General features: G+C 39.2%; 30 protein-coding genes and 2 pseudogenes. 16 read left to right on the top strand and 16 right to left on the bottom strand.

Annotated elements, in window-relative coordinates; translation table 11 throughout:
* The first annotated feature begins 263 nt into the window (after nt 1-263).
* The 5 genes from F7D20_RS07015 (at nt 264) to F7D20_RS06995 (ending at nt 2674) form a co-directional block, all read left to right on the top strand.
* Nucleotides 264-671 carry a hypothetical protein gene (locus F7D20_RS07015; protein WP_158463411.1) on the top strand — a complete coding sequence of 136 codons (408 nt, stop codon included), beginning with the start codon at nt 264-266 and terminating at the stop codon, nt 669-671.
* A 277-nt stretch (nt 672-948) separates the two neighbouring features.
* Nucleotides 949-1227: an Arc family DNA-binding protein gene (locus F7D20_RS13070; protein ID WP_228114129.1), complete on the top strand. Its 279-nt coding sequence runs from the start codon at nt 949-951 to the stop codon at nt 1225-1227.
* A 104-nt stretch (nt 1228-1331) separates the two neighbouring features.
* Entirely contained in the window at nt 1332-1499 is a 168-nt protein-coding gene (locus F7D20_RS13270; protein ID WP_228114128.1) for a type II toxin-antitoxin system YoeB family toxin, read from the top strand.
* 176 nt (nt 1500-1675) lie between these two features.
* Nucleotides 1676-2143 carry a peroxiredoxin gene (locus F7D20_RS07000; protein WP_158463410.1) on the top strand — a complete coding sequence of 156 codons (468 nt, stop codon included), beginning with the start codon at nt 1676-1678 and terminating at the stop codon, nt 2141-2143.
* A gap of 21 nt (nt 2144-2164) precedes the next feature.
* On the top strand, nt 2165-2674 hold the full coding sequence (locus tag F7D20_RS06995; protein ID WP_158463409.1) for an HD domain-containing protein: 510 nt from the start codon (nt 2165-2167) through the stop codon (nt 2672-2674).
* A gap of 301 nt (nt 2675-2975) precedes the next feature.
* Here the strand turns inward: F7D20_RS06995 and F7D20_RS06990 are convergent, their stop codons facing one another.
* Nucleotides 2976-3878, bottom strand: coding sequence for an Abi family protein (locus F7D20_RS06990; protein WP_158463408.1), 903 nt, complete (start codon nt 3876-3878; stop codon nt 2976-2978).
* Nucleotides 3879-4513: 635 nt separating this feature from the next.
* Between F7D20_RS06990 and hxsD the strand changes: the two genes are divergently transcribed.
* The 4 genes from hxsD (at nt 4514) to hxsA2 (ending at nt 7970) form a co-directional block, all read left to right on the top strand.
* The gene (hxsD, locus tag F7D20_RS06980; RefSeq protein WP_158463407.1) at nt 4514-4840 is read left to right on the top strand and encodes a His-Xaa-Ser system protein HxsD; all 327 of its coding nucleotides are present in this window, start codon (nt 4514-4516) and stop codon (nt 4838-4840) included.
* Nucleotides 4841-5086: 246 nt separating this feature from the next.
* Nucleotides 5087-6517, top strand: a complete 1431-nt coding sequence (gene hxsB, locus F7D20_RS06975; RefSeq protein ID WP_158463406.1) for a His-Xaa-Ser system radical SAM maturase HxsB — start codon at nt 5087-5089, stop codon at nt 6515-6517.
* Between the two features lie 6 nt (nt 6518-6523).
* Entirely contained in the window at nt 6524-7660 is a 1137-nt protein-coding gene (gene hxsC / locus F7D20_RS06970; RefSeq protein WP_158463405.1) for a His-Xaa-Ser system radical SAM maturase HxsC, read from the top strand.
* A 40-nt stretch (nt 7661-7700) separates the two neighbouring features.
* Entirely contained in the window at nt 7701-7970 is a 270-nt protein-coding gene (gene hxsA2, locus F7D20_RS06965) for a His-Xaa-Ser repeat protein HxsA2 (RefSeq protein WP_118119818.1), read from the top strand.
* A gap of 80 nt (nt 7971-8050) precedes the next feature.
* Here hxsA2 and mobV read toward each other — a convergent pair whose 3' ends face one another.
* The 7 genes from mobV to F7D20_RS06930 form a co-directional block, all read right to left on the bottom strand.
* Nucleotides 8051-9496 (bottom strand): MobV family relaxase, encoded by a 1446-nt coding sequence (gene mobV / locus F7D20_RS06960; protein WP_158463404.1) that lies wholly within the window; start codon nt 9494-9496, stop codon nt 8051-8053.
* Between the two features lie 155 nt (nt 9497-9651).
* Nucleotides 9652-10674 (bottom strand): DUF6371 domain-containing protein, encoded by a 1023-nt coding sequence (locus F7D20_RS06955; protein WP_158463403.1) that lies wholly within the window; start codon nt 10672-10674, stop codon nt 9652-9654.
* A 122-nt stretch (nt 10675-10796) separates the two neighbouring features.
* Nucleotides 10797-12161: a DUF3987 domain-containing protein gene (locus F7D20_RS06950; protein WP_158463402.1), complete on the bottom strand. Its 1365-nt coding sequence runs from the start codon at nt 12159-12161 to the stop codon at nt 10797-10799.
* 4 nt (nt 12162-12165) lie between these two features.
* Nucleotides 12166-12537 (bottom strand): helix-turn-helix domain-containing protein, encoded by a 372-nt coding sequence (locus F7D20_RS06945; protein WP_117680740.1) that lies wholly within the window; start codon nt 12535-12537, stop codon nt 12166-12168.
* A gap of 108 nt (nt 12538-12645) precedes the next feature.
* Nucleotides 12646-13413, bottom strand: a complete 768-nt coding sequence (locus F7D20_RS06940) for a hypothetical protein (protein ID WP_158463401.1) — start codon at nt 13411-13413, stop codon at nt 12646-12648.
* A 369-nt stretch (nt 13414-13782) separates the two neighbouring features.
* On the bottom strand, nt 13783-14904 hold the full coding sequence (locus tag F7D20_RS06935; protein ID WP_158463400.1) for a site-specific integrase: 1122 nt from the start codon (nt 14902-14904) through the stop codon (nt 13783-13785).
* A gap of 128 nt (nt 14905-15032) precedes the next feature.
* Entirely contained in the window at nt 15033-15983 is a 951-nt protein-coding gene (locus F7D20_RS06930) for a helix-turn-helix domain-containing protein (RefSeq protein WP_158463399.1), read from the bottom strand.
* Between the two features lie 424 nt (nt 15984-16407).
* On the opposite strand from F7D20_RS06930, the pseudogene F7D20_RS06925 reads away from it, so the two are divergent.
* The 5 genes and pseudogenes from F7D20_RS06925 to F7D20_RS06910 all read left to right on the top strand — a co-directional run.
* Nucleotides 16408-16563, top strand: a pseudogene (locus F7D20_RS06925) (IS4 family transposase); the annotation flags it as partial.
* A gap of 198 nt (nt 16564-16761) precedes the next feature.
* On the top strand, nt 16762-16932 hold the full coding sequence (locus tag F7D20_RS12915; RefSeq protein ID WP_194252701.1) for a hypothetical protein: 171 nt from the start codon (nt 16762-16764) through the stop codon (nt 16930-16932).
* 6 nt (nt 16933-16938) lie between these two features.
* A complete protein-coding gene (locus tag F7D20_RS06920) occupies nt 16939-17706 on the top strand; it encodes a hypothetical protein (protein ID WP_158463398.1) in 768 nt (255 codons plus the stop codon).
* Between the two features lie 108 nt (nt 17707-17814).
* Nucleotides 17815-18333: a DUF1810 domain-containing protein gene (locus tag F7D20_RS06915; RefSeq protein ID WP_228114127.1), complete on the top strand. Its 519-nt coding sequence runs from the start codon at nt 17815-17817 to the stop codon at nt 18331-18333.
* A 147-nt stretch (nt 18334-18480) separates the two neighbouring features.
* The gene (locus F7D20_RS06910; protein ID WP_022109834.1) at nt 18481-18780 is read left to right on the top strand and encodes a nucleotidyltransferase family protein; all 300 of its coding nucleotides are present in this window, start codon (nt 18481-18483) and stop codon (nt 18778-18780) included.
* Between the two features lie 540 nt (nt 18781-19320).
* Here the strand turns inward: F7D20_RS06910 and F7D20_RS06905 are convergent.
* From F7D20_RS06905 to F7D20_RS13150, 8 genes and pseudogenes are all read right to left on the bottom strand, one after another.
* Nucleotides 19321-19746 (bottom strand): annotated as a pseudogene (locus F7D20_RS06905) (carbamoyl phosphate synthase large subunit); the annotation flags it as partial.
* Between the two features lie 9 nt (nt 19747-19755).
* Nucleotides 19756-21321 (bottom strand): hypothetical protein, encoded by a 1566-nt coding sequence (locus tag F7D20_RS06900; RefSeq protein ID WP_158463396.1) that lies wholly within the window; start codon nt 21319-21321, stop codon nt 19756-19758.
* A 152-nt stretch (nt 21322-21473) separates the two neighbouring features.
* Nucleotides 21474-22010: a hypothetical protein gene (locus F7D20_RS06895; RefSeq protein ID WP_158463395.1), complete on the bottom strand. Its 537-nt coding sequence runs from the start codon at nt 22008-22010 to the stop codon at nt 21474-21476.
* Nucleotides 22011-22090: 80 nt separating this feature from the next.
* Nucleotides 22091-22558, bottom strand: a complete 468-nt coding sequence (locus F7D20_RS06890; RefSeq protein ID WP_158463394.1) for a hypothetical protein — start codon at nt 22556-22558, stop codon at nt 22091-22093.
* A 60-nt stretch (nt 22559-22618) separates the two neighbouring features.
* Complete coding sequence (locus tag F7D20_RS06885; RefSeq protein ID WP_158463393.1) at nt 22619-23155, bottom strand: hypothetical protein; 537 nt, start codon at nt 23153-23155, stop codon at nt 22619-22621.
* 4 nt (nt 23156-23159) lie between these two features.
* Nucleotides 23160-23723: a hypothetical protein gene (locus F7D20_RS06880; RefSeq protein WP_158463392.1), complete on the bottom strand. Its 564-nt coding sequence runs from the start codon at nt 23721-23723 to the stop codon at nt 23160-23162.
* A 751-nt stretch (nt 23724-24474) separates the two neighbouring features.
* Nucleotides 24475-25221 (bottom strand): hypothetical protein, encoded by a 747-nt coding sequence (locus F7D20_RS12910; RefSeq protein ID WP_194253512.1) that lies wholly within the window; start codon nt 25219-25221, stop codon nt 24475-24477.
* A 166-nt stretch (nt 25222-25387) separates the two neighbouring features.
* The gene (locus F7D20_RS13150; protein WP_262884593.1) at nt 25388-25516 is read right to left on the bottom strand and encodes a hypothetical protein; all 129 of its coding nucleotides are present in this window, start codon (nt 25514-25516) and stop codon (nt 25388-25390) included.
* 160 nt (nt 25517-25676) lie between these two features.
* Here F7D20_RS13150 and F7D20_RS06865 point away from each other — a divergent pair, with 160 nt between their 5' ends.
* Nucleotides 25677-26183: a hypothetical protein gene (locus F7D20_RS06865; RefSeq protein WP_158463391.1), complete on the top strand. Its 507-nt coding sequence runs from the start codon at nt 25677-25679 to the stop codon at nt 26181-26183.
* Nucleotides 26180-26509, top strand: a complete 330-nt coding sequence (locus F7D20_RS06860) for a helix-turn-helix domain-containing protein (protein ID WP_158463390.1) — start codon at nt 26180-26182, stop codon at nt 26507-26509. Before F7D20_RS06865 ends, F7D20_RS06860 begins: the two co-directional genes overlap by 4 nt.
* The last annotated feature ends 46 nt before the right edge of the window (nt 26510-26555 follow it).

Raw genomic sequence — 26555 nt, 5'->3', positions numbered from 1 at the left:
GGCATTACTAAGGCTTCATTAGCCTCAATCTGATGCCTCATGCACGCGTAACAATCAAATCGGTTCGAGTAAACGGATTGGCTGCGGATTTGAGGAATTAAGATTTGATTACTTCCCGACTTGTAGCTTAGCCCCTTTTCATAAAAACATGTCACAACATCTGTCTTGCAAGTCTTTGTTTTCAAGACATTTAAATTTGGTGACCTTCATCTGATGAACCCCACCAACTTTTCGATTCTACCAAGCATAAACAGAAACAAACGGTGAAGGCTACTATTAAATTAATAGAAGATGGGAAAAAAATCAATCAATTTACTTATGAAGAAATAGAGCCTATATATAAGGGACTATTTGGAGAATATTTCATTAAGGCTCATCAATTAAATCTTACCTGTTTACAATATCCTTATTATTTCTTAAAATCGGATAATTTCTGGCATTTAGCTTGGACCAATTCAGAATTAAAGACAGAATCTCCTAATAGGGCATGGCTTGAAAGAAACACCCAATATGCATTTATTGATCAAGAACTATGGATTTTACTATCCCATCCTTTCTATAGAAAGAAATTAAAAGAATATATTATAAATAAAAAAATACTTAAAGTATACAACGATGAGAAAAATAAGGGTATCTTAAAAAGTCTTTTACAATTGCTAATGGTTATATAAAACTAATGAAGTCCCGTAAAAAGCATTTAGTTGCCATTCTACGGTCTTTTCCATAACGTCGCAATTACTTTGATGTGATTATTATGATGCTAAAAAAGCAAGAATAAAGAGCGACTATAAATATGATTATCAGTGTTAAAAATCACAAGAATCACCTTGATTCCCTGTATTTTTATTATCTTTGCAGAAGATAAGCTGCACTCGGCAATTTGAAAGCAAGCTTTCATTGCACTTGTTTGCATTATCTTTGCAACAAATAAGAATTAAAACGAAGAATATGAGCTCATCAACATTACGCGTGCCTACGTCATTCAGGCTACCATCAGAGCTTCTCGAGGAGCTAAAGGAACGAGCTAAGGCTACTAATTGCAGCCTTAACAATTACGTGGAATCTATTCTCACGGATGTCATTAGAAAGGACAAGACTGTGGAAGAAAATGTCATTACTCCCGACTTGCAGGATAAGATTGACAAGGTGAGAGAGGAAATTCATTGTGGTCAATATACCACATTGAAATCGCATGATGATATAGACAATTACTTTGCGAGTTTATGATTTACACAGTCATTACATCCAAGAGTGCAGAAGATGTCATCAAGAAATGGAAGAAATCCAATCCAAAGCTATTCAAAAAATATTAAAAGATATATCATGAACTCATGGATCACCCAAGAACAGGTATTGGTCATCCTGAGGCTTTGATAGGAGGAAACTCTATTTTGTATTCGAGACATATCACTGCCCATGACAGAATCATCTATGAGATTCATGATGAAGTCATAACTGTCCTTGTATTAGATGTAGAAGGACATTACAATGACAAATAACTGACCCATATTCTCCATAAAGCATCTGCAAAATCATCTTACTTTCCTATAAAGAACAAGAAATTTTCCTTTGTTGTAAAAGTGGTCAAGGCAATAAATTGCCGTAACCATGCATTGTATTTATCATCAAAAGTTTGTGATAAAAAGAACTGAAAACAAAATTAACAATTAAAATTATGAATATAGGAGATAAAATACCTGAGATTCTTGGCATAGACCAGGACGGACGTGAGATCAAAGCAAGCGACTTTCGGGGTCGCAAGATAGTACTCTACAGTTATCCGAAAGCCAACACCAGCGGTTGTACTGCTGAGGCTTGTTCTTTGCAGGCTCACAAAGAGGAGTTGGCAGCTGCAGGTTACGAGATTATCGGTGTGAGCAAGGACAAACAGGCTTTGCAGAAGAAGTTTGCCGAAACCAAGGAGCTTCAGTTCCCTCTTATCGCTGATACCGAGACTACCCTGTTGCAGGAACTCGGCTGCTGGGGCGAGAAGGTAACCTGCGGCAGAAAGACCATCGGAATCCTTCGTACCACCTATCTCGTTAACGAAGAAGGCATCATCGAGAAAATCTTCACTCCCAAGGAGATCAAGACCAAGATTCATGCAGAACAGATTCTGGAGTATATCAATAATGAAAAGTAATACCTGTCAGAAAATAAAGCGATGACGAACAAGGAATTGACACTCGCCACTCTGATGAGGGCGATGATTAAGTACGATGGTGGCGATGCGCCACGCATCCAGCATTTCGTAAAGGTACACGACTTTGCCCGTATGATAGCAGTCTCAGAGGGGATGAACGAGGAAGACCTCTTCGTGCTCGAAGCAGCTGCTATCCTCCACGATGTGGGCATTCACGTTTCAGAAGCCAAATATGGCAACTGCGATGGCAAGCATCAGGAAGAATTAGGTCCTGATGAGGCAAGAAAAGTCCTGTCAGATGTCGATGGATTCACAGCCGCACAGATAGAAAGAATCTGCTGGCTCATCGCCCATCACCATACTTATACGGATGTAACCAGCCTCGACCACCGCATCCTGCTCGAGGCTGATTTCCTGGTCAACTCCTTCGAAGCCCATCTTGCCCCCGAAGCCATTATCACCTTCCGCAATCATGTCTTCCGTTCGGCGTCTGCAATCAGTATGCTGAATGATATGTGGGGATTGGAATAAGGAGAATACTTTTGTCTAAGAAATAATAGCACTACTGTCCAATAAAAAAGGGCAATTCAGCCGCTGTATCTGTTATTAGTTGATTATCAGTATTATACGCTCTAAACGGTAGAAAAGTGACTGTGTGGATTCTGTTTAGATACGAAAGGGTAATAATTTAACGTATTTAACTTTCGATTACATCAAAATTACATAGATATGGATTGGATGGGGTCGTTTGAACCGCCCCCATAATATGATAAAACAGAAACAAAGAAGACCATGTAAGGGAGTGAATGATCAGTAGCCATTCCACATGTTATTACCTCCATAATGGTTCCGTTTCCCATCCCTGCGGAAAGCCGAGAGCTTTTAAGTCAATTTCAGGAAACCGAATGAACAACCATGTTAGTTTGGATTGCATATCATTATTGGGGGATATAACATTAAGAAAGTACTTGATGATGCAAAGATCAAAGTAAGCACGCATGGAATCTGTTGGCTGCGTTATCCATTCTCCTGCGGGACTATTGGGAATTGCTGGCTGAATAGCATTCTGCTTGTTCCATACTCTTGAATGATGACCACAGGCATTTCGAGTAACAGCAATAACCGTGAGCCATGACTCAAACACATTGATAGATAAACCAAAACGTTTTGCTATGCGTTTGCGTATGCGATTTTGTTTAATGTTGCGATAAATGGCATTGACGTTTCCAATAGTAAGCAGTTCTCCTAAAATCCACGATGGTGGGTAAGGTTCTGAGTAGGTTCGTTTGAAATGGAGAATGAACTCCTCCTTGGATTTGCTATATTCCTTGGATATAGCTCGCATTGTTTCATTAAACTTTGAACTATCCAAGAAATAAGAAGAGTCAGTAAGCCAGAAAGGATTGCCAGTCATATCTGCTGTTATTTGCATCACCGCACGTCTGATAGCAATTTCAATCTTTTCTATTTCATTGAACATGAGCAGTCTCAGTTTCTTGTCAAAGCGATAAAGCATCATCACCTTTTCGAATGTTGAACCTTCCTTATACAAATGTGCTGTTTTGGGCATCTTCAACAAAGGATACATATAAGCAGACAATCTGTAATAACCAATATTGTCAAGGTACTGTATGGCTTTTTTTCTGTCACAAATCTGTAAACCTCGTGATTCAAGCAAATTAACGAGATTTTCCGAAGATTCAAACCTTTTTGTAAAGGGAATAAGATTCGCCATGTTCAAATGTGTATAAACAAAAAACGCCTCGCACGATTTGAGCATTGTTAAGAGGCTTGGCGAGGACTGACGGTGCAAAGATACGAATAATCATTGATAATACAAACTTTTCAGCAAGAAAAATCACGCAAAAGTGGAATTCTTTGACCTATTTATATTTAATAATGTTAAATCAGACCTGAATGTCATACTTTACCAGCTAAACAAGGTGGTTTTCAAAGTAAAAGTGTTATCTTTGTAACGTCTATACCCATACCGAAAGCCCCGATGGGCAGAGGTTGGGCAGACATATATACATATAAGGCGTAACTGTACGCTTTGGTTTTGACGCAGTAAGAATCTGGCAGTTCGAGCAAAGTTGTCAAGAACAAAGCAACGGGAACGCCTCATGAGGTGTATTGTATACAGCCCTCATTGGCTTCGAGTGATTTTGTCGTTCGTTGTCAATAGTGCTTTCTATATACTTACACTGGCGTGGGGCTTTCGGCGTTGCTCGTTTCGACAACTTGGGCGATGCCAGAGCCTTTACTGCGTGGAACGAGTGACAGGATTGGCTCCACGTTTTCATGTATATACCAACCATTTGTTAATCATGCCAATATGGTAGCCGTTGGCAAAAAAGAAGAATAGTTGGTATGAGTAGTATAAAAGTTCCAATCACAAAGACGGATAAGGAAGGATTTCAAGTTATAATAGACTTGAATTTATATAGCGAAAAGGCTATAACAGCTACGATTTACAAATACACAGACAAGTTCTTTGTTTATCAGAACACAATGCCTAATGATGATAAACAGGTCTGTGTTATCTTTGAATCAAAAGATGGTGGACTTGACGAAAATATCGTCAAGCAATTCTGCAATGACTTGATTGACCAACAACTTCGTGAGTTTACTACGGAAAAGTATGGTCATATTCGGGATTTAATCGTTGAGGAAGCATTTAAGCCAGTTAGCCGATGAGACATTTTTTTATTTTTTTCGTGACATTCCTGCTAACGTCACTCTCTTACGATGATAATTCTGATATAGTACAGATAGAGAAAAGCGAACAAGATATAATAGAAATGGCTAAACGCCCTTTGGTACTTCAAAAAGCCTCATTTTCTTTTGCGCCATTATTGAAGTCATGCCACTCTTCTCACTACTCTCATCGGTCGCATAGTTCACATGTGTCACACAGGTCTCACTATTCTTCAAGATAGAACAATGAATAATACTTATACAATACTTCCATTTCGCTTCGCTCGATTTAACGAAGAAGAATATCTTCTATCGAATGATGTAGGAGAATATATTTTCCTAAAGAATGACGACTTTCACAAATTCGTCAATGGAGAACTTGACCCTACAAGTGACTTGTTCTATGATATAGAGTCAAAGCAAATAGCCACAACGGACAAAGTTGAAGATGTTGTGAAAATGCTTGCTACAAAGTTCCGCACAAAGAAGAGTATCTTGGAAGATTTCACTTCTTTGCACATGGTTGTACCAACTTTACGCTGCAATTCAAGCTGCATCTATTGTCAGGTAAAAAGACATGAAAGTACTGACCATTCCGCGGACATGACCAAGAAAACGGCAAAGAATATCGTCAAGACCATCTTCATGTCTCCATCCCCATGTATCAAAATTGAGTTCCAGGGTGGTGACCCGTCAACCGATTTTGAAATGGTGAAGTATATTATAGAAGAAGCTGAATGGCAAAACTTATTCAAGAAACGTGAATTAGAATTTGTTATCTGCACCAATCTTACTTTGCTCAATGAGAAGATGGTTAAGTACTTAAAGAAGCATAATTGTATGATTTCTACATCTTTGGATGGTCCAAAGGATTTGCATGACGCTAACAGACCTCTCCAAGATAAAAATCTTGACCACCACGCTATCTTTGAGAAAAATCTACAGATGATTCGTGGTATTTGGGGGGATGACGAATGTGCATCCGCTTTAATGACAACTTCAAAGTATAGCCTCGGAAGATTCAAGGACATCATAGATGAATACATCAGATTAGGTTTCCATAACATCTTCCTAAGGGCACTGAATCCTTACGGCTTTGCAAAACAGCATAAGGACAAGATAGCCTATCCGATAGAAGATTTTGTACAAAACTACAAAGAGGGGTTGGACTATATCATAGAACTCAACAAGAAAGGAACATTCTTTGTTGAGGGGTATGCAGCATTACTTCTTCGTAGGATTCTCACACCTTTTGCTACAGGGTTCGTAGACTTGCAATCTCCTGCAGGTGTTGGCATAGCTGGAGCTATATATGATTATGATGGCAGTGTGTATGTTGCAGATGAGGGAAGAATGATGGCTCGTTTCAAGAACTATTATTTCAGACTTGGAAATGTGAACGAAGATTCATACCAAAGCATGTTCAATGGAGAAAAGTTGCATGAGATTATAAGCAATGCTTGCAATGAATGTTTGCCCGAGTGCGCAGAATGTGTATTCCAACCTTACTGTGGTGCAGACCCTGTAAGAAACATGTCAGAGCAAGGAGATATGGTTGGTTATCGTCCTACAAACGAGATGTGCAAGAAGAATAAAGCTATTATGCATTATCTCTTTGAACTTCTTCAAAAGCATGACCCTGAGATAAATAGAATATTTTGGTCTTGGATAAAATAGTGAGATATGAAACAATTAAATTCGTTATACAACTCTAACGCAGAGGAACTTCTTGGACGAGTAACACTTAGCGGTAAAAATATATTTAACCGTTCAGCATATATCCTTGTGACCAATGAGCAGAATATGCCTAAAGGTTACAAGGCTATCATTTCAGCACATGATTTCTCAAACAAGATATCTACACCATGTATAAAAGTTGACAACATTTCTGGCTTCAACGAAGGTGATGTGATAAACATATCCTCTAATGGAGAGGTGTGTTTTCTATATGAAATCAATTCTGCATCCAATGCAATTTTTGCTACTGCTCGTTGCAATCATCGCTGTATCATGTGTCCTCAACCTCCAGTGCAGCAAGAGAGGGACAGAACTGATTTTAATCTGAATTTGATTAAACTGTTCGATAAGAATACACAAGAAGTCGGAATTACTGGTGGTGAGCCAACTATGATTGGTGACAGATTATTTGATATTATACGCCAAATAAAGAAATCATGTCCTAAAGCTGCCATAAGCATACTATCCAATGGAGTGAAATTTGCTGATATTGACTACGCTGCAAAGTTAGCAGCTTGCAACCATCATGATTTACAAATAGACATTCCTATCTTTTCAGATATAGCTTCTATCCATAACCATATAGTAGGAGCTAAGACGTTTTACAAAACGGTTCAAGGTTTGTATAATTTGGCACAGTTCGGGCAACAGATAGGTTTGAGGGTGGTTATCCACAAACAGACCTATAAGAGATTGCCACAGTTGGCTGATTATATCTATCATAATTTCCCATTTGTCACCCAGGTAGCTTTTATGCAGATGGAAACTACAGGGTTGGCTGAGACGAATTTAAAAGACTTGTGGATAGATCCATATAGCTATAATAATGAGCTGAGAGAAGCTGTACTCCTTTTGAACGACAGAGGTATAACGACTTATATCTACAATGCTCAATTATGTGTGCTTCCACCAGAATTGCGTCAATTTGCAAAGCAATCAATTAGCGAATGGAAAGATGTCTATCTTCCAGTCTGCGACGGATGTGTTCTCAAAAATGAATGTGGAGGTTTTTTCTCGACAAATAAAAATAACATAAGTACACATATCCATAAAATAGAATGTACAAATTCATGTACAGAGTGAATTATTAACAATATTGTCAAATTTAAAAACGGAGGTATCAATGAAGAGACTAATGTTTTTGATTGTTTCGGCATTTATCGCTACAACGAGTTATTGCGCCAACGTTTCTGATAACATCATGAACGTATTGGGCAATAATGACGAAACAACACAAATTGAGAAGCAGAAGAACCAGCCATTGGTTTTGCAGAAAGCCATTGACATGGTAAAGAGTTCTCTTGCGGGTCACTATTCGCATAGTTCTCATTCTTCACACAGTTCTCACAGCTCACATAGCTCACACTCGTCTCACTATTCAAGTCGTTACTAAGAATAGTGATTCGCAAGATCATTGCGAGTTGTAAAATAATTTGGGAGGGCGTGTTCGAAATGCGCTCCTCCCTTAATATTTTATCTACTCAAGCCTTTTCTCTTCATTGGCTTCATCATCTTTGTCGCCTGTCGCAAGCATCGTCTTATCCATTCTATCTCTTCTTCGTCCTTCTCACGTCCCCAGTCTTTGGTGTCGCTACCGCCACCACCTTGGCTTTCAGCAAAGTTGGTAGCCTCGTTGACGTAGCCGATGTAGAGGTACATTGCACAATAGATAATTTTGTCGCCATAATTGATGAAGTCCATTGCAAAGCTGTCGTCAAATAGGCTGCTGTCGTGAATGCTCGTCATACGAGGATAGATGTCTGCTATCTCTGCCAACGCCTTCATACCAGCCTGCGCCCATATCTTATTGATCATCTGTTGCTGGTATGAAACAGCTGTTTTTTCAAAATCGGCTTTAATCTCCCTGTTTCTTGCTTCGATGTGGGAGGTATTTTTCTGCAACTCACCAAGTTGCAACTTAGCCTGCGCAAGTTTCATCTTCTTGTCGTTCAATTTGTCACGAACATCCCAGAGTTCCTTTCTGGTGGCGGTAATCTTTGCCTTTATCTCAACAGCATCACCAAGATGATTCTTCATGTAATCTTCAAGTTCGGCTATGGTCGCTTGTTTCTCTGCTTCCGCTTTCTCCAGATTGCTGACCATAGTCTGCAGAGCCTTGATTTTGGTCTCTGCTTTTGTGATGCAACGATTAAGCCCTGAAAGAAGCGTCTTCTTCATGCCTACTTCATTTGACAAAGTGCGGCATTCATCAGCCAACTCCCTGCGATAAGTTTCTGTTGACTTGTGCTTGGCTCCAGTTATGGTGATGTCATCACCACGTTCCAGTCCATACTTTTCATTAACCTCTGCAAGTCGGCTGTGAAGTTCACGCATCCTTGTTCTTGCTTGATTCATGTCGTTTCCACCAAAAATATCTTTTGCGCTCAGTCTGCCGTCCTTTGTGATGGGGACAATGACCGCATGTGCGTGAGGGTTGAGTTCGTCTAAATGAACAATGAACGAAACGACATTTTCTTCACCAAACTCCCGACGACAAAAGTCATATATGTCCTTTGCCCATCTGTCTATGCCGCTGCAACTGTCAACATCCCAGTTGTTGCCGTTCTCACTGATTGTCTGGTCGCCAAATGCGAGTTTGCGCATCTGCTCGCGGTTACCACCAAAGACAATGTTCACGGCACGGTTTGATGTGGCATTCACTCTGCCTGTCACTCTGTTCTTGATGGCTTGCTCAATTTTGTCTGTTATTGACTTGGTCTTATCTACAGGTCCAAGTTCTCCACCTTTCGACACCTGAAAGTTAAGTCGGGTACGACTACGGTCATAGTTGTACTTTGGATCATTCTCCTTCCTTGAAAAAAGGTCATCGCCCCAATTGCGCTGATGCTCATCGCTGACAGCAACGCTTAAAGACTTGACCTTTTGAATGTCCATCATCTGTTTCTTATTATCGCTCATAAAATTGCTTGTTTTAATTGATTGTACATATGAAATTCAGCTTGCTGTACACATATAATGGCTGTTTGCCCTAATTACTGAGCTTGCTCGGTGTATTAGGCTCCACCCAAGGGATATGTTCGCAAGCGAACTCGTTATAACTGCTGCCAGTAGTGCTATGGCTCTTCCACCAACACCAACCCGAGGCTATCTATCAGATGTTGGAGTGGCGGATGTTGCTTTATCAGCCTTTGTAGCGCCATCTGTGGTGTTTCCGTCATCAGCAGGAAGTCGGCAATGTCAAGACCATTGACCTTTTGTTCATCGGTGGCATTGTCTTCCAAGATACTGCTGACAAGAACTTGCTTGCATATTGATTGCAGCAACGGAAGTTTGCTTTTCCACTTATCCATTGCCCCAAGGTCTGGAACCAAAACAACCTCCCGACCGCTTAGGACTTCGACAGCATCTTTATTGAAACATCCGTTCATGCCTCCAGTAGCCAACCACACGAAATCAGACATGAAGTGTGTGGCAATGATGGCTGTCTTTTCACTCTCCACTATGGCTATAGTCTTGGTCGTGGTTTTATCTGTCAACAGATGTTCGCCAAAGAAGCACTGCCGAAGTGTAAAGTCTGGCAATTTTAGTTCCGAGTGTACCCAAGTCACCAGGCTGTGAGGTTCCTTGATGCGGTGTCCTGTCTTGTCATCATACTTCATTATCTTGCCAGTGCGCACATTCCCATTGACATCTATCTGCCAGAAGATAGTTGAACCGCCCCATTTCTTTGAAGTGCCGACCTTGTACAAGGCAAACAGCCGTTCTGTCTCCTCTTTGCCAAAGACCGTTGAAATGTATCTGTACAAAGGATTGACAGAATAAGCATGCAGTGTTTGCTCCACCAGCTTGCTATCAATGAAAGTTGGAAGAGGTTTCTCTTTACTGCACTCTTTGATTGGTGTTTTATATCTCCAATCATCATTGCTGTTGGCATCGGGATTGTCCTTGAAATAATCAGACGGAGAATAATGGTAGCCACAACTCTGTTCATGGTCACAACGCCCCACATTGTCAGGAAATACAATCTGTCCTTCCTCGTCAATATATCTTACAAAGCAACGCTTACGCCCACATTGAGGGCAAGCATATCGGTTGCCCAGCTTGTATTTCTGTAGATGGAATCTATACTCACTCATAAGGCTCTGCACTTGTTGCACCTTGCACTTTCTGCACTTTTGCACTTGTTTGGCACAAAATACAGCATCTTTTGTGCAAGAGTGCAAGAAGTGCAAAGTGCAAACGGTGCAAGATGGTGATTCTACTTCTGTACTTTCTCATAATTGCCTTGCTTGTCTTTGATGATAAAGTTTCTCTGACAGAAGTCTTTGAGCATATACATGACAGTACGTCTTGCAAAACCGAAATCCGCTCCAGCCTTTACTGCCTCAGCAGTTACGAACTTGTTTCCCAACGAGTCAAGTACCTGTTTCTTCACAGGATCGGTAGCCTCGGTTAAAACGAGGTCATCCATCCTTTTGTATGACTTCTCAAAGTAATCGCTCATCCGTATGGCTGCATTCACGGACTCCGCATCAACAAAATCTTTGTGAGACTCATCACAAGCCCAACGGAACAGCTGGAATATCAAGGCAAGTCGAGCAGTGTTCAAAGGAACTTTTGCAGCACGTGAGTCTATCATTTTTTCATCCGTAATGGCATTCTGCCGTTCTATGTCCTCATTCTGCCAATCATAGAATATGTCAATGGCTTCATCAGAGAAGTCAAGAACATTGAAGATGCCTTCCGTAAAAGGAAGAGCCACAGCCTTGTCTATGATCTCTTTCCATACACGGAATGGTCTTTCAATGATTGCAGCATCTTGTTTTGGAACCTTAACCCAAGGAGCAATCTTCAAACCTTTTGGGTATGTGATCAGAAAACGGTCAAGAAAACCATTCTTCTTGAATCCCATATCATAAAGTTCATGCACAATACCAGTCTGGATAGTTCCCACAATCTGTATGCAAGGATAGTCAATGCGTAAAGGACAATCAAGATTACAACGAGAAACATCTACTGGCAAGCCATTGTGAGCCGACAGCATCTGTTGTACAAAAGAACTGTTGTTGTATCGGTTGATGGTATTGAATAGCCCCATTATCTCATCCACCACAACTGCCACACCTCTGAGGTTGGCATCGTGATTGCGCATCAGAATCTCTGGCGTGAAGTCATTCATGATATTCTTATGCAGGACTGGTACAGGAGGTAACGATTCCCATTCCGTCCGTTTTTTGCCCTTGCTCCTCTCCACAATGGCTGCATACTCATTCTTTAGAGCCTTGAACTTATGGTGCTCTTCAGTATCAATGTCGTGCAACGGCTTGTAGGCAAAGTTCAAAGGTGGAGTCTTGCCGACTCCTGGTCTGCCAACAAGAATGACATATAGGATAGGTGAAGTAATCCAATTGCCTTTAATCCGGATATAGCAGGAGTTGCCGACGGCTGCTGCCATAGCGGATATAAGGGAAGTAGCGGTAAACTCAATGGAATAGTTCTCCGTCCTTGCCAAATCAAGAATCATCTGCTGCATTTTCTGGGGGAATACGTCAAGAGGAATTCCAGAAGTGGCTACGCCCGAAGCCTCCGAGCGTAGCTTGTTACATATTTCAAGCGCATCCATGACATTACCAGTTTAAGGGTTTCGGCTTGCGCTTGTTTCCTGCAAGAATGGCTGCGTTCTCTTCCTCCGCCGTGAGAGGTACAGGATTCTTGCGGTTAGTCTCCAGCCACTTGTCAAGTTCATCTTGATAAAGGCAGTAACGCTTGCCCGGCTTGGTGGCAGGAATGCTGCCGTTTCCAAGTTTCATGTAGAGAGTTGCCATCGGCATTTTGAGATATGCCGATGCCTCCTCCACACTCATAGGTATGTGCGTGTTCGCCTTTTGTGGCTTGTTCTGTGATTGCAGATTGGTGATCATCTGCTTCATGCCCACCACTTCATCCCGAAGCTGGGCAACGACCATTGGAAGGTCGTTGAAAGTTAATTCCTTATTCATTCTGATACTTTGTTAATAACTGGTGCAAAGGAACAGAATGATGCTTCCGTTACTGAGGTTCGTGACAGTCATTTGTCATTCACGAAGGAATAACTCTAACAATGGGGATTATTCGGAAGTTTTCTCTGTAACATCATGGAAATCATATCTACCATTGGCAGGCTCGTCAATAGGGATTATATCATTGGAACATGGTGCTTTCAGGTTCTTCAATGTGCTGTAGTCCAAGCCTTCAAACGGCTTTGGAAATAAAGCCTTGACAAAGGCTATTCGCATTGCCATTGTGTAATCACGCTTACCCAAACGTTCTGCGATATTCCACACGAAGTGTCTTAAAGGAATATTCTCAACCGTCTCCTTGAAACGGTTTATTGCTATCGGGGTATAGTTGGTGTCGTTGCTCCATTCCTTGACAGCCTCAATTACCTTGTACAAATCTTCCTCATACAGAAACCTTGACATGGTACGATGCACATAGTCAAGTACGGCTCTCGTTCGTTTTTCCTTTATCTCCTGTGCTTCTTTTTCTTGTGCCTCTACACACTTGGCATAGTCCTCATGACTGTATTGTGCTGACTCTGTTTGTGGTAATGTTTGCTTTGGCTGTTCTTGTTCTGTTGCTGGCTCTGCTTCTACAACGTTTTTCTTTGTCTTGCTGTTGCTACCAATGGTCATCAGTTCATAGGGATAATTCACCATAGAAATGAATATCGCCCAAAGCAGGATGTTGCTCCCTACAAAGATGATTGACTCGACAAACAGACTTTGGTGAAAGTCATTGCCTACATACATAGCCACGACAAGAGAGATGGCGAGAATTGCAGTACCAACAAAAGCGTAGATGGTACAATCTGAAGTTGTCTCGTTTTCTATCATTATTGTATTCGTTTTATTGTTATTCTTCTTTCAAAAACTTCCACAAAGTTAGATGCAGAAGCATGTGAAAACAGCATTTACGTTCTCTGGCACTCTTTCTTTTACGCTTTATTAGCGTTCTTATATGATATCATACTCTGAATCATACTTTAAACTGCTCGTTAGTGCCAGTTGCGGCTAATTGCTGACTACAAAGGTAAGGGCAAAGAAAATGGAAAATTGCAGTTCCTCTTCAATATCTATAGATATTAGGATGTATTTGTCGAATTGGTTCTATCCACGACCACAAATAGAACCAACAAAATGAGAAAAGGACTATTGGAACACTATCATTCCAACAGTCCTTTTCTGCGTGTTATTGTCAAATGGTTACTTCTTCAAGGTGATACAGCCAACCGAAGCACGCTTCTGAGCATCGGAAATCTTGGCATACACTTCTGTTGTTGCCACATTCTTGTGACCGAGATAACGCTGCACTACGGCAATACTTGTTCCTGCGTCTAACTGGAGACAGGCAAAACTGTGGCGTGAGCAATGATAGGAGATATGCTTGGTAATCCCTGCTTCTCTCAGCCAGTTCTTCAATGGTGCCTGTGTCATGGAGTCTTTGAAATCAGGGAACACCTTGCCACGTTTATCTGGTGAATAGCCTATCAGTTCCAAGGCTTCTTCACTGATTGGGTTATGCACGATGTCCTTTGTCTTCTGCATTCGTGTGGTGACATACATCACACCATCGCTGCCGTATGGCTGTATCTCCTCCCAAGTGAGTTTCTTGATGTCGCTCTTTCTCAATGCCGTAAGACAAGAAAACAGGAAGGCTCGCTTCAAGGCAGGAGCAGAGCATGGTGTGGATGCCAAGCGGATAACCTCGTCCTGTGAAAGATGCTCCTTGTCAGTCGGGATTGTCTCGATACGCTCCAAGAAACCGTTCGGGTTCTCCTTTATCTTGCGGTCACGATAGGCAGTGTGGATTGAAGCACGGAAAGTTGACCAGTAGTTGGCAGCTGAGTTGATATGCAGCTTTCTGTTCTTATGCAGTCCCTGTGGTGCTGTCAGCAGATACTCACGAAATCTGTTGCACAAGTCCACGTTTATCTCACCGAAGGTACACTTGCCTTGCGTGAAGGTACGAAAGTGCATATAGACGTGTTGCCACTTGGAGTTCTTCTTGTCTGCCAGTCTCTTGAAGTAGGCGAGGAAATCTCCTTTCATCTTCTCCTTGTCGAAGAAATCATAACGCTCGTTGACGATAGCCTCGAAGCGACGGCAGCGTATCGCCTCGGCTCTTGCCGTAAGATTGAGGTTGTACTTATGTTCCATCTGGTTCTTCGGCTTGGCATAGATGTAGATGCCAAGCGACTCATGGCGGATGACTTTCATCGTGCTCTCATCACGATAGCCAGGATAATAGTCAAGATAATAGGACAGCATGTGTCCGTCCTTGATTTTGCGTGTACGCAATGATACGGTCTTGCAAATGTTGCTCATAACTGATATGTATTATTGATAATTATTCGTGGTGAAGTGTCTCTTCACAGCTGCAAAATAACGGAATGAAATCTCCGTGACTCCAATTATTCATAGTAACTGATGGATAATGATGAAATCATTTGAAATCACAGTCCTTTTGCTGCCCTTTCTGCCATTGCACGTTCCACATCCGTCTTCAAAAGCAGGTTCTTTACGCCCACTTTTACCTTGCTGATATGGTGAACTCTCACGATATGGCAGATGTTGGCACTTGTCAGACCATACAACTGTTGCACCTGTTCGGTGGTATAATAGCTGTCATCGTTCATGAGGTCAGTCCTGCGAAATTCTTCAAGAGGTTCCTTGGAGTAATAAGTATGACCATACTCACGTTTGGTCGGTATCTTATGGCGGTAGGTGTATGCCCTAAGTGCCGACTTGCTCATGTTGAAAACATTATCCACATCATCAGCTGTCACCCATTCTTTGATGCTGTGGATGTCAACGGCAGTACCGAAAAACTCATCAATATGCCGTTTGCTGTAATAGTTCTTGCCAGCAATACGACACATCGGTATCTGATTACGCTTGGCAGAGGTGTAGAGCCAAGACTTCTTGACCTTATAAATGGACATCACTTCCTCGCCCGAATAATAGTCAAGCACCTCATTCTCCTCTTTCCCTTTTGTTGGTTCCTGGTTTTGTGTTGGCTTTTCTGTTTTTGCCTTTTTACAGAGCTTGCTCTTGCTGGCAGGAACCACACGCTTGTAGGGATTACCCTCAAACATCTTCTCTATATCAGCCTTTCTAACGAATGCCATTCTGCTGCTCAATCTTGATGCCTTCAACTTGCCGTTAGCCACAAGTTTGTAGATATACTGTCGGGTGCATCCCATCAGAATGGCAGCTTTGGAGAAGGTAAGATACTCCTGATGTTGCAGATTCATGATTGGCTCAATACCGTTAATCAAGTCCTGCTGTCTTTTCTTCCTAAGACGTTTTGCCTCTGCCTGACATTCCTCGGAACAGTATTTCTGCATACCGCTCCTTGGCACGAATGTCTTGCCACAAAATTCACATTTTCTTGTCGGTCTCATACTCTTTGATATTGCTATGTTCTACATACTTTGAGTATTCCACCGATGGAGTAAACGGAAGTGAACCATTGACAACCTTTGTCAACCCAGTCCACGATATAACGCTTTTTGCCTATCAGCTTCAAATCTGTCCTTCATCGTAACCACTTGTAAACCCTTGTCAACTACGTTCACGATATGACAAAATAAAAGCTCCGCAAATTCTCCACGGTAGAAATACGCTGCAAAAATATGTGGAAAATCGGGAACTGCCAAAAAACACTCAGGAAGTGTTAAAAATCAAAGAATATTGAAAATCAAGACTTTATGGTTAGTTAGTAATAGTAAGTTATGGTTAGTTATAAGGCTCTAAATACAATCATTGAAACAGTTGAATTATAGTCTTTTATGCAGTATTTGGCAATGAAACGTACTTGATAGTGTTGCCATTATCACTTTTTGTCTCGTGGCTATTGTACACCATGATATGCAATTGAAACGCTCGACATATGAAGTTTTGCAGATTCTAAGCATTTCATTGACGGACAAAACCCACCTAAGAGATCTATTTGATAAGACTATTTTCAACGATATCAAAGAACTCGATTTAGGAAGTTATGTTGTATTGAAGGCAATTCATGCTAAAGAGGCTGATGCGGCGATTGAGAATATGAAGAAGAGTACAGACCCTATTTACGGGGATGGCTTTCGTCATCTTCTTGCAATTTATAAAAAAGGAGGATGGCATGACGCAATTCAAGAAATTGGTAAATGATTAATTTTAATATATGATTAGCTTATGTCAAAGTTTAAAATTCCAGGAGTATCATTCTCCTTAAATCGGGCACTCGGTATCACGCAGGCTAAACAGAAGTTTGCACGTGAAACAGGGATTCCAACCTCTAAGGCTGGATTGGAAAGAAAAATAGGAAAGATGGTGTTGAGTGCCATTTTCGGAAAGAAGCGATGATTTGATATGAGAAAGTTGAATCTTCTATCAATGTGTTTTGTGCTTATGGTTATGCTATCTTGTAACCATAAGCCTAAGGCTTCTGTGATAGAGGTAAATGCTGACAGCCTATCTGAAACAATAAAGATTGCAGCGCCAAGTTCCAATACTAGAACTTTTGTTAATCGGAAAGACTCTGGGGAATTGATAGTCTTTACACCGATTTATAACACTGTTGATTTGGTTTGCGGTAAGCGACCAAGCAAAGACACGGATATGTCTGTGAGCTATTGTGCTGAGGCTGCGTTTACAGGGGAATGCTTGGATTCTTTTGCACATCGCAATGTAGCAGGAAATCATGTGTCTAGTGGTATTTTTTATAGAGGCTACGTGGCTAAAACGAATACGGGGGCTTTTGTTTGGTATCAAGGCAAATGGAAGTTCCTGTATGATAGTTACGCTAGTGAACTTAGGAAAGCGGAAAAGCATAGAGGTATGGGCTTTGGACAGAATATGATTATTTATAATGGGCGAGTTATGCCAAGATTTAGAAAGGATAAGCCATTGAATATTTATCGGGCATTATGCGAGCTAGATGGCAAGCTGTGCATTGTTGAGGCTAAGCAAGCGTTGGCTTATAGCGAATTTGTGGAAAAGTTGGCAAACTTGAAGGTCAAATATGCTCTGTACTTGGATATGGGATCAGGATGGAATTATTCGTGGTATCGTGATTCTGTAGGAACTGTCCATGAAATACATCCAATAAAGCCATGGTCTAAATATCAAACGAATTGAATAGTATTTAAGAAGTAAGCAATATTGTATGTGCCGTTTCATATAATTTAATAAAACGATAAAACGAGGATGAATGTTTTTAAATTAGGTGTCACTTTTTTGAAGTCTTTGAGTGCTTTATTCGTTCCCGGTAAATGCCCCAAACGAATTGATCATGAGAAAATTGTCGCTGGTGAAAGCTTGGCGTCCGATTCTACACCTTCGGACAGTATCGGATATCCAAAGGCTCAGCAGCCACACTATGATCTCTTGCGCTTCCTGGATGCACAGGAGGTTGCCTATACCCAGGCTTTAAGTGAACTGAAAAGAGGTAGAAAACAAAGCCATTGGATATGGTATATCTTCCCGCAACAGAAGGGACTCGGACATAGTTACAATTCAAAATACTATGGCTTGGATGGCGAGGGTGAAGCCAGAGCCTATGTTGAACATGAAATTCTGGGTGATAGACTCCGTGAATGCTGCAAGGCGCTCTTGCTCCACAAGGATAAGGATATCAAATATATCATGGGAAGCGGAATTGACGTGCTGAAACTCAAAACTTCTATGCGTCTCTTCAATAAAGTGAGTCCTAATGATGTGTTTGAGGAAGTATTGGATGCATTCTTTTTAACCCATTCAGAATAGTCTTAATAAGAGAAAATTACGATTAATATATGAATGTATCAAAGTTTTAAAATGATATTTTGTGGGATGAATTGCAAAAACTTGGCAAAAAGTTTGGAAGATACCAGATAATCACTTATATTTGCACTGTCTTAAAAGATAAGTGTTATGAGAACAGTTCAAGATTATATAGCAATAATTAGGCAAAATAGTTCCAAGATTACTAAAGATTTTGGAATCAAGACCTTGCGTATTTTTGGTTCCGTATCACGAAATGAGCAAACAGAGCAAAGCGATTTGGATATTTGTGTAGAAACAGAAACTCCTAATCCATTTTTATTGGCCGACTTGAAAGAGTTTTTAGAGGGCTTGTTCAAATGCTCAGTTGATGTAGTGCGTATTCACAAAAACATGAATCCTTTCTTTAAATCAAGAATTGAGCGGGATGGAATCTATGCAATTCGATAAATATGTAGCATTGGATATACTTAATAGAGTGCATTTTTCTATTGAGCATATAGAAGAACGTTCACAACCTTATCATTGTGGCGATGATTTTCTGATGTCTTCTACTGGTGTAGCAATTCTTGATTCCATATGTATGCAATTTATTGCTATAGGAGAAAGTTTAATCCCCCAACTTTCTATGCTGTTTCGGATAAATTCACTATCTTTGTCCACCTGAAAACAACTAAAAGATAATTAGCCTCTTCTCCTACTTCTGGAAAGACAACGACCACCTTGGATACTTACTTTGTTTCAGGAACATACTGAACTTTAGCATCGACTTTTCTTCCATAACTCTTCTTTATTATATTTTTTGCTGCATATTTACGGTAATATTTTTAAACTATCAAAGTTTTCACGGCTTTTTTCAATTAAGAAATCCCTGCCATAGGAAGCCTTTCCTACAGCAGGGATTTTTCTATTGGAAATCATCAAGAATGACTTAACTGTCAATTCTTAACTACTAACTATCAACTATTTATACTCGCCCCAAGCCTTGATGTCGATATCCTCCATAGAGGTCAAGGCGCTCCACTCTGGCTGGTTGATGCCGTTGTTGGTCAGCATCTGAGAGAACTCCGCATTGTCAATATCACGTGCTGCTGTACCAAGGATAGGCACATTCTGAGCATCAAGCCGCATTGCGAGGTTGTTTGGTATCTGGCCACCCGTTGATACTATAACACCATGAGGCAGCTCCATCTCGATGATATCCATGACACGCTCGAAGGTGAGCTCGTCGAAGTAAAGACGGTCGCACATATCGTAGTCGATAGAAACGGTCTCAGGGTTGTAGTTGATCATCACAGAGCGCCAACCCTCCTTGCGAATCGTATTCAATGCCTGGACACCACACCAGTCGAACTCTACAGAAGAACCGATGCGATAAGCACCTGAACCGAGCACGATGATGGAACGATGGTCGTCAGTTTTGATTCATCGAGTTGCCCATTCTATTTCGTCAATCCAACCATATTTCTTTGCTTTTTTCCATGCCGTATAAGCTCCCACTGAAAAAGCCGTTCTATTTTTATACTTTTTACCTTCTTCCAAAACATGCTCTTTAACATCCCAATATCCATCAGGTTTCTTTTTGTCTTTTATCCACGGCATTTCACTGAAGATGTTTTTATCTTTACATGCATGCTGATAAGCTGTCGGACTATTTATAGCGAACTCCGTTCTTGAAGAATACTTCTTAGATTCTTCAATGATTGCTTCATTTGTCCATTTTGATATAATTCCTAAAGGAAGAGGCTTTAACCACACCATTTCAGGAAGCCATCCTTTAATCATCGCCTTAATAAAAGCACCTTTGGATTTATTCCTGAATTCCTTCTTGTTTGAATATTTGTGACTTTCCGCAAATACCCTTTCCTTCGTCCAATAATTATGAGGCTTCTTTCTGTCTTTAAGCCAATCCATTTCTTTTAGCCAACCTTTCTCGCTTGCAGTCTGATATGCTCCACCAGCATTTTTTCTGAAATCACATTTATATTCATATTTGTGACTTTCTTCAATAACAACATCATGAGTCCAACTTATTTTTCTTTCAGGAGTTTTTAACCAAGTCATCTCATCAAGCCACTTATTGTGTTTTGCATGATTATATGCACCCCCTGCTTTCCTCTTAAATTCGCTCCTGCTATGGTATTTCTTTGATTCCTCGAAAACCTTTTCTTTAGAAGTCCATTTAACAATTCCGCCAGTAGAACCAGTATTTATTCCTGTTGATGCAACATTCAAAAGCAGATAGCCTTCCTTCACATATTGCTTCTTGTAAAAATCCTCATAATATTGACTTTCCAACACAGTCAATCCATTCTTCAAAATAATTGGTTCAGGAATATTCTGACCAAAATACTTTCTTACAGCGCTGTTGGAATCATATTTATGCCTTCTTTTTCTGTTATTGCTATCTATTGTCAAACCTACATATGCCACGTTGTTTACTTTATCAACATAGGCATACACTGTAGAGTTATGCTCATCTTTTCTTTCATCATAGTTATGTGGTTTCATCCACACCATCTTATCAAGGATACCATACTCACCCGCCCATTTATATGCTGTAGGCTCATTCTTTTGAAAATCCATTTTACTTGGATACTTTTTAGATACCTTCAACACTTCTTCTTTTGTCCAAAAACCATTTTCATGCTTAGGACGAATAAGCCCTAAATCATCAAGCCATCCTTTCTTTTTTGCTTGATTATAGGCATACTCGTTTAACAAACGCAAATCAGTTATTGTAACACAATTATTTTGCTTCACAATTGAAAGAATAACGTCTTTCGTATATTTATGTTCCTTACGAGGACCACGTTTCTTATGCCGGTCTGTTTTCAGCCATGTCATTTCATCTATCAATTTTCTTTGATAAGCAAGTTTGCAAGCTGTTGGAGAATTCAGTTTGAATTCTATTCTTGTATGATATTTTTGAGACTCTTTGACAACTTTTTCGTCTGTCCAATAGCCGTTTGGAAATTTCTGATGTGACATATATATTCAAAAAATATATTATTTTTTACTTAAACTTTCCTTTTAATAAGAGTAAAAGTCATTTGGATTTGAGAGATTAATTCTAAGTCCATAACAATATTTGTCTTAAATAATCCATTTGATAAATAGCCTATATTTAATTTTGATATTTTTTACATATCATCAAGATTTTTCTGATGATTTTTCTTATATACTGGTATGTAATTAATTCTATCTGTATACGACATTTTTACTTGATAATCATAATCTTGTTCTATAACAACCAATGTTATAATTCCCTTCTCACTTTGAAAAGAACAAGATGAAAGAAAAGAACCAGACAAAGGAGACTTATATGTTGCATCATAATGTTTCTCTCGAAGTAGCGTTTCTAATTCATCATACAACTCTTTTGCATCATCTTCTTTGAAAAAACTATGGACGAATGTTACTGACCACATTCTTTTTGTATCAGAATCATAATGCAAACCAAACTGTTCTATATTTCCAAGGAAAGGACCTTCCATAACACGAAGCCCCATACTTGCATACTTATTATCTGGTGATACATAAAAGCCCTTGGACTTTAGTTTTGAAGCATACTCGTTAACGCTGCCATCAATAGGAAATCCAAGAAACTTTAAATGTTCCTCAGAAAATGCCTGTGTATAACACAAGCATAATATAATAATTGTTATAAGTCGTATCATGTCTTATTCTTTTAAGGGTAGCCCATATAGGGTATTTCATTATAACTTACTTCTATTTTGTTCGACTAAGTAGAAATATCCTACTCAAAATTTTCTATATAATCTGTAGTTTCATTATAATACAACTCCATAGATAACTTATTGTACTTAGCCTCAATCGCAAAGAAATTATCATTTTCTTCTTTCAGCAGTTGTTCTATTATCAATCTGGCACGCTTTAATTTACTTTGAAAACTATAGAGTCTAAATTCAGACTGACTTCCCAACTTATTTTGTTCATGAAATTGATATATTGCATCTTTGGCATTGCCAGAATGATACATAAACATATCGAATCCTTGCAAATCACCTTTGGTCTTTGTATGATAATAGTTATATACAAGCAAACCGATAGTAGGTTTTAACTGTAAATAAAGGAAACGGAGTTTTTCCTTTCTGTAATTTCTCACAACAGGCTCTATCTCTTCCACAAACCCATATTGTGATAGCATAGAATCAGCTTCAGCACATTGTTGATAAAAAAAATCGTCAATATTTCTCTTTTTCATAAAAGTTCTTACTCTTTGTACATTTATTTACATAAGTATCATCCATGGATAAATCAACAGCTACTTTGCCTTCTTACTATAAGCCGCAGTAAACCCTTTTAAACTGATGTTAAACTCACTAAATCTTGGTTCATCATATTTTAGACTTTCCCCCATATTAAAATAACGACAAGATATAAACTCGCCTTTTTTCATCTGTTCGGTAGTCATTGGCACCCACAAAAAGAAGAAATATTCAAATGTTGGTTCTGTAACAGTAGGGAATGTCATTTCGACTTGTACTTTACCTTCTATCTTACCAGAACGATTTATATCTGCTTGAACATCTCTTTTTCTTGGAGTGTAAAAACCCACATCAGTATTTGTTTTTGTAAACTTATACGCATCATTTGGCGGAAATTTTCCAATATATTTTAGCATTTGTTCATCTTCGTACCAAACAGCATCAATTTCTCCTGCCGTACAATGAACTAAGACACTTTGCTTTATGTTATGAAACTTGTCTGTAACAACTTCCACTTTATCCCACACGCCCTGACTATATGATTTTATACCAATCATAATCAGCAAGACAAATATAAATATATTCTTTTTCATATTCTTATAAATCATTTTGATGTTCTGTCATCCATTCTGCATGTTTGTTTTGATAATAATATCTTTCTTCAGACTTTGCCTTATTAGTATAGTTCAAAAAAACCTTTTTACTTGAATGATCCTTTGACAATATAATTTCATATTCTCGTCCGTAAGACCATATCAATAATTCATCATCACCAAAGTTTTCTTGCCTTGTTCTATACTTTTTATCAAGTTGTTTTATCAAATGTTCATACAAATCATTAGCCTCTTCTCCTACTTCTGGAAAGACAACGACCACCTTGGATACTTGCTTTGTTTCAGGAACATACTGAACTTTAGCATCGACTTTTCTTCCATAAAACATACCGATATAATTATATGTACTATACAGATTCCCTATGAAGATAAAATTTTCATCTCTCATTTTTAAGTCAAAATCTTTTATATTACCTTTTATCGGTATATTCTTAAATTTTAAAATCTCTATGCTATCAATATTGTTAACAGCATGCGACTGGGCATAGGACTGAGCTAATGTCATTCCCTGCAAAATGATAGCAAAAGTTAATAATAAACGCTTCATTGTTTTTACTTTTTAATTTAATTATTAGCTAACAAAAAAGCGTGAAACTCGCCTCATACTCGTCCGCAATTCTTGGCCTTCCACAGCCTTACCTGTTGGCGAGCAGATAGAGTTTCACGCTGAAAGTTATAATTACCCCAAAAGTGTGCCGTGAGGATACAAAATCCTCGGCACACTACGGGAGTAGCAAATACAACTTACCCGTGACATCTTCTCTGCTATGCCATCGACAGGTGATTCTGATTGTGGAAGTTTAGAATTGCCAATGTACAAAGCGTTGTTGACGCCCTTTATTATGTCTGCAAACGCATTTACTGCGAATGCATTGCAAAATTACAAAGAATAAATGAGAATAAGCTATTTATGAACAGTTTTTTTAGATAAAAAGTGTTTTTGCAGCAAAACTGCCCAAACTGCAACTGAAAATAACCGACAAATGGTCTACTACACTCTGCTTGACACAAGGATCTTTATCTTTGGAAGTGTAACAGTCTGAAGGCTCTACAGGAGAATCAACAGTAAATCAAATGACAGCAACACTAAACCTTCTGAAGAAGTTGATGGTTAAACGAGCCAAATTTTCACAAACAATGTGTAATCTTCGTTCAAAACAGGGTACTTTACAAAAGTTTATTCGCAAAAAGTTTTGCAGTTTCAAAAAATATACATACCTTTGCGGTGACAGTTACACCACGCTTCCCACTTACACAGCTAACCAGGGTGGGACTTTTGCTTATTACAATTATAACTATCACACACATCTTGTTCTATAAAGATACTCCCATACCTCTCTTCCCGACTTCTTCAACCGGATAATCGGGTCGATGAAATACAGTTTGCCATCTTCATCACACAGCACATTATCACTGACATTAGAAACATCAGTTATTGCCAAATATTCATTTCCATAGAAATATCTATCCTCCTTTGTCAAGCCCAATTGATTAATGAGATAATCGTCAATCGTTTTCTGCGATGGTACTTGAAACATATCGGATATATTTCGTTGCTGAAGAACAATCCGGATTCCCTTTATATCCTCTGAAAAGCCAACAAAACGATACCTCGTTGATGGGAATAACATGTTATGAATCAAATGTTCATAAATGATATCCTCTGGCAAAATGTGCTTCATCGGAGCCTTGGCAAAAGGAGACTTCATTTTGGTGAAAGTTGTTCCGTCTTCACTCAAAAAGACAATGCTTTCTCCCGTTGGAATCATTCGTCTGTCACCAAATTTACCCCAGTCCAACTTATCTATATACAAGCCTTGTTCTTTGGCGATTTTTATCAAACGTAGGCATTCCTCATCCTCTGCAGTTCTCGTGCTTTTCCTGTTATCTCCATATTGTTGAGTGGATAGCCCAGTCTCAAACACTCGAATATCGCTTCGGTCGCTATCTGCCTGTACTTTTCGCTCAGGCTCATAACATATTGCAGCGCGTTCCGCCCATCTCTTAAATATATAGTCGATAATTTTTCTTCCATAACTCTTCATTATTATAGTTTTTGCTGCAAATTTACGGTAATATTTTTAAACAACCAAAGTTTTCACTGCTTTTTTATTTACAACAAAAATCCCTGCCATAGGAAGCCTTTCCTACAGCAGGGATTTGTTATATGATATAAGGTGTAGTGCCTAATTAAACACTACACACAAATCATTACTTATACTCGCCCCAAGCCTTGATGTCGATATCCTCGAACTTGATGGTGCAGAATGCATAGATGAATGCACTCACAATTCGACATAATTTCTTTGCAGTTTTATCAAATGGCAAATAGCTAAGCATCAATATTATAAACTTCTAAGTTTATAAACTAACAAACCGAAAAACTTCAGTGGGATTATGCACGCTATCATAAAAAGATAAACATAAAAGTAAAGTTTTACATAATATTCTTGCAAAAATCAACATTTATGTTTATCTTTGCAGTAAAAATATAAGTTATATGGAAAAGAACTTATTAATAGAGCTATTAGAAACTGGAGAAAAAGTCAGCCTTTATTCTCCAAGATTCGAGGGTGAAGAATATACCGAATTTGAGAAATTCCTTCTCACCTATAAGGACCAATATGCCCAAGATGTACAAATCCTCATTAGAAGGATTGATATTATCAAGGAAAATGGTGCAGAAGATAGATTCTTCAGATATGAAGGAAGCAAACGTGACAGGGTGATGGCACTACCCTCTCATCTTGATACATCTAATTTAAGATTGTATTGCCTTAATATTAGCCATAAGATTTTAATCTTAGGAAATGGTGGTATAAAGCAAACTCAAACATATCAAGAAGATGTAAATCTGCATAGAGCCGTACGAAACTTACAAAAGATAGACATCATTATAAAGAAACTTGAAAATAAAAGAATCATAACAATCAATGGTACAAATTTACATGGACCACTTGAATTGACAATAGACATAGACAATAATAATAAGGAGGATTTAGTATGAAAACAAATAAACTAATGGATGAAATCCGCAAGTCAACTACTGCGGATACAAACAAACAAGTCGACTTATGCGTTGCTATTGCCAACAGAGTCTTTGAACTATTACAGGAACGAAATATGAAACAGCGTGATTTCGCAAAGGCTCTTGGCAAGACAGAAACAGAAGTGAGCCGTTGGCTGAGTGGAACACATAATCTCACTTTAGCTACAATCGCAAAGATGGCGACGGTTCTTGGTGATGATATCATTACCACAACACAGAGCAATCGTCCGTACAAACTTCCAAATACGCAAAATGTTGCTATGATGGTAGCTGAGGATATGTGAAAAAATAGTCATACAAATAACAAAAATCCCTGCCATAGGAAGCCTT

Origin of the sequence: Segatella copri, assembly GCF_009495355.1 — a bacterium.
Taxonomy (GTDB): Bacteria; Bacteroidota; Bacteroidia; order Bacteroidales; family Bacteroidaceae; genus Prevotella.
The sequence above is the reverse complement of the archived record's forward strand: the minus strand, read 5'-3'. Positions and strand labels throughout refer to the sequence as shown.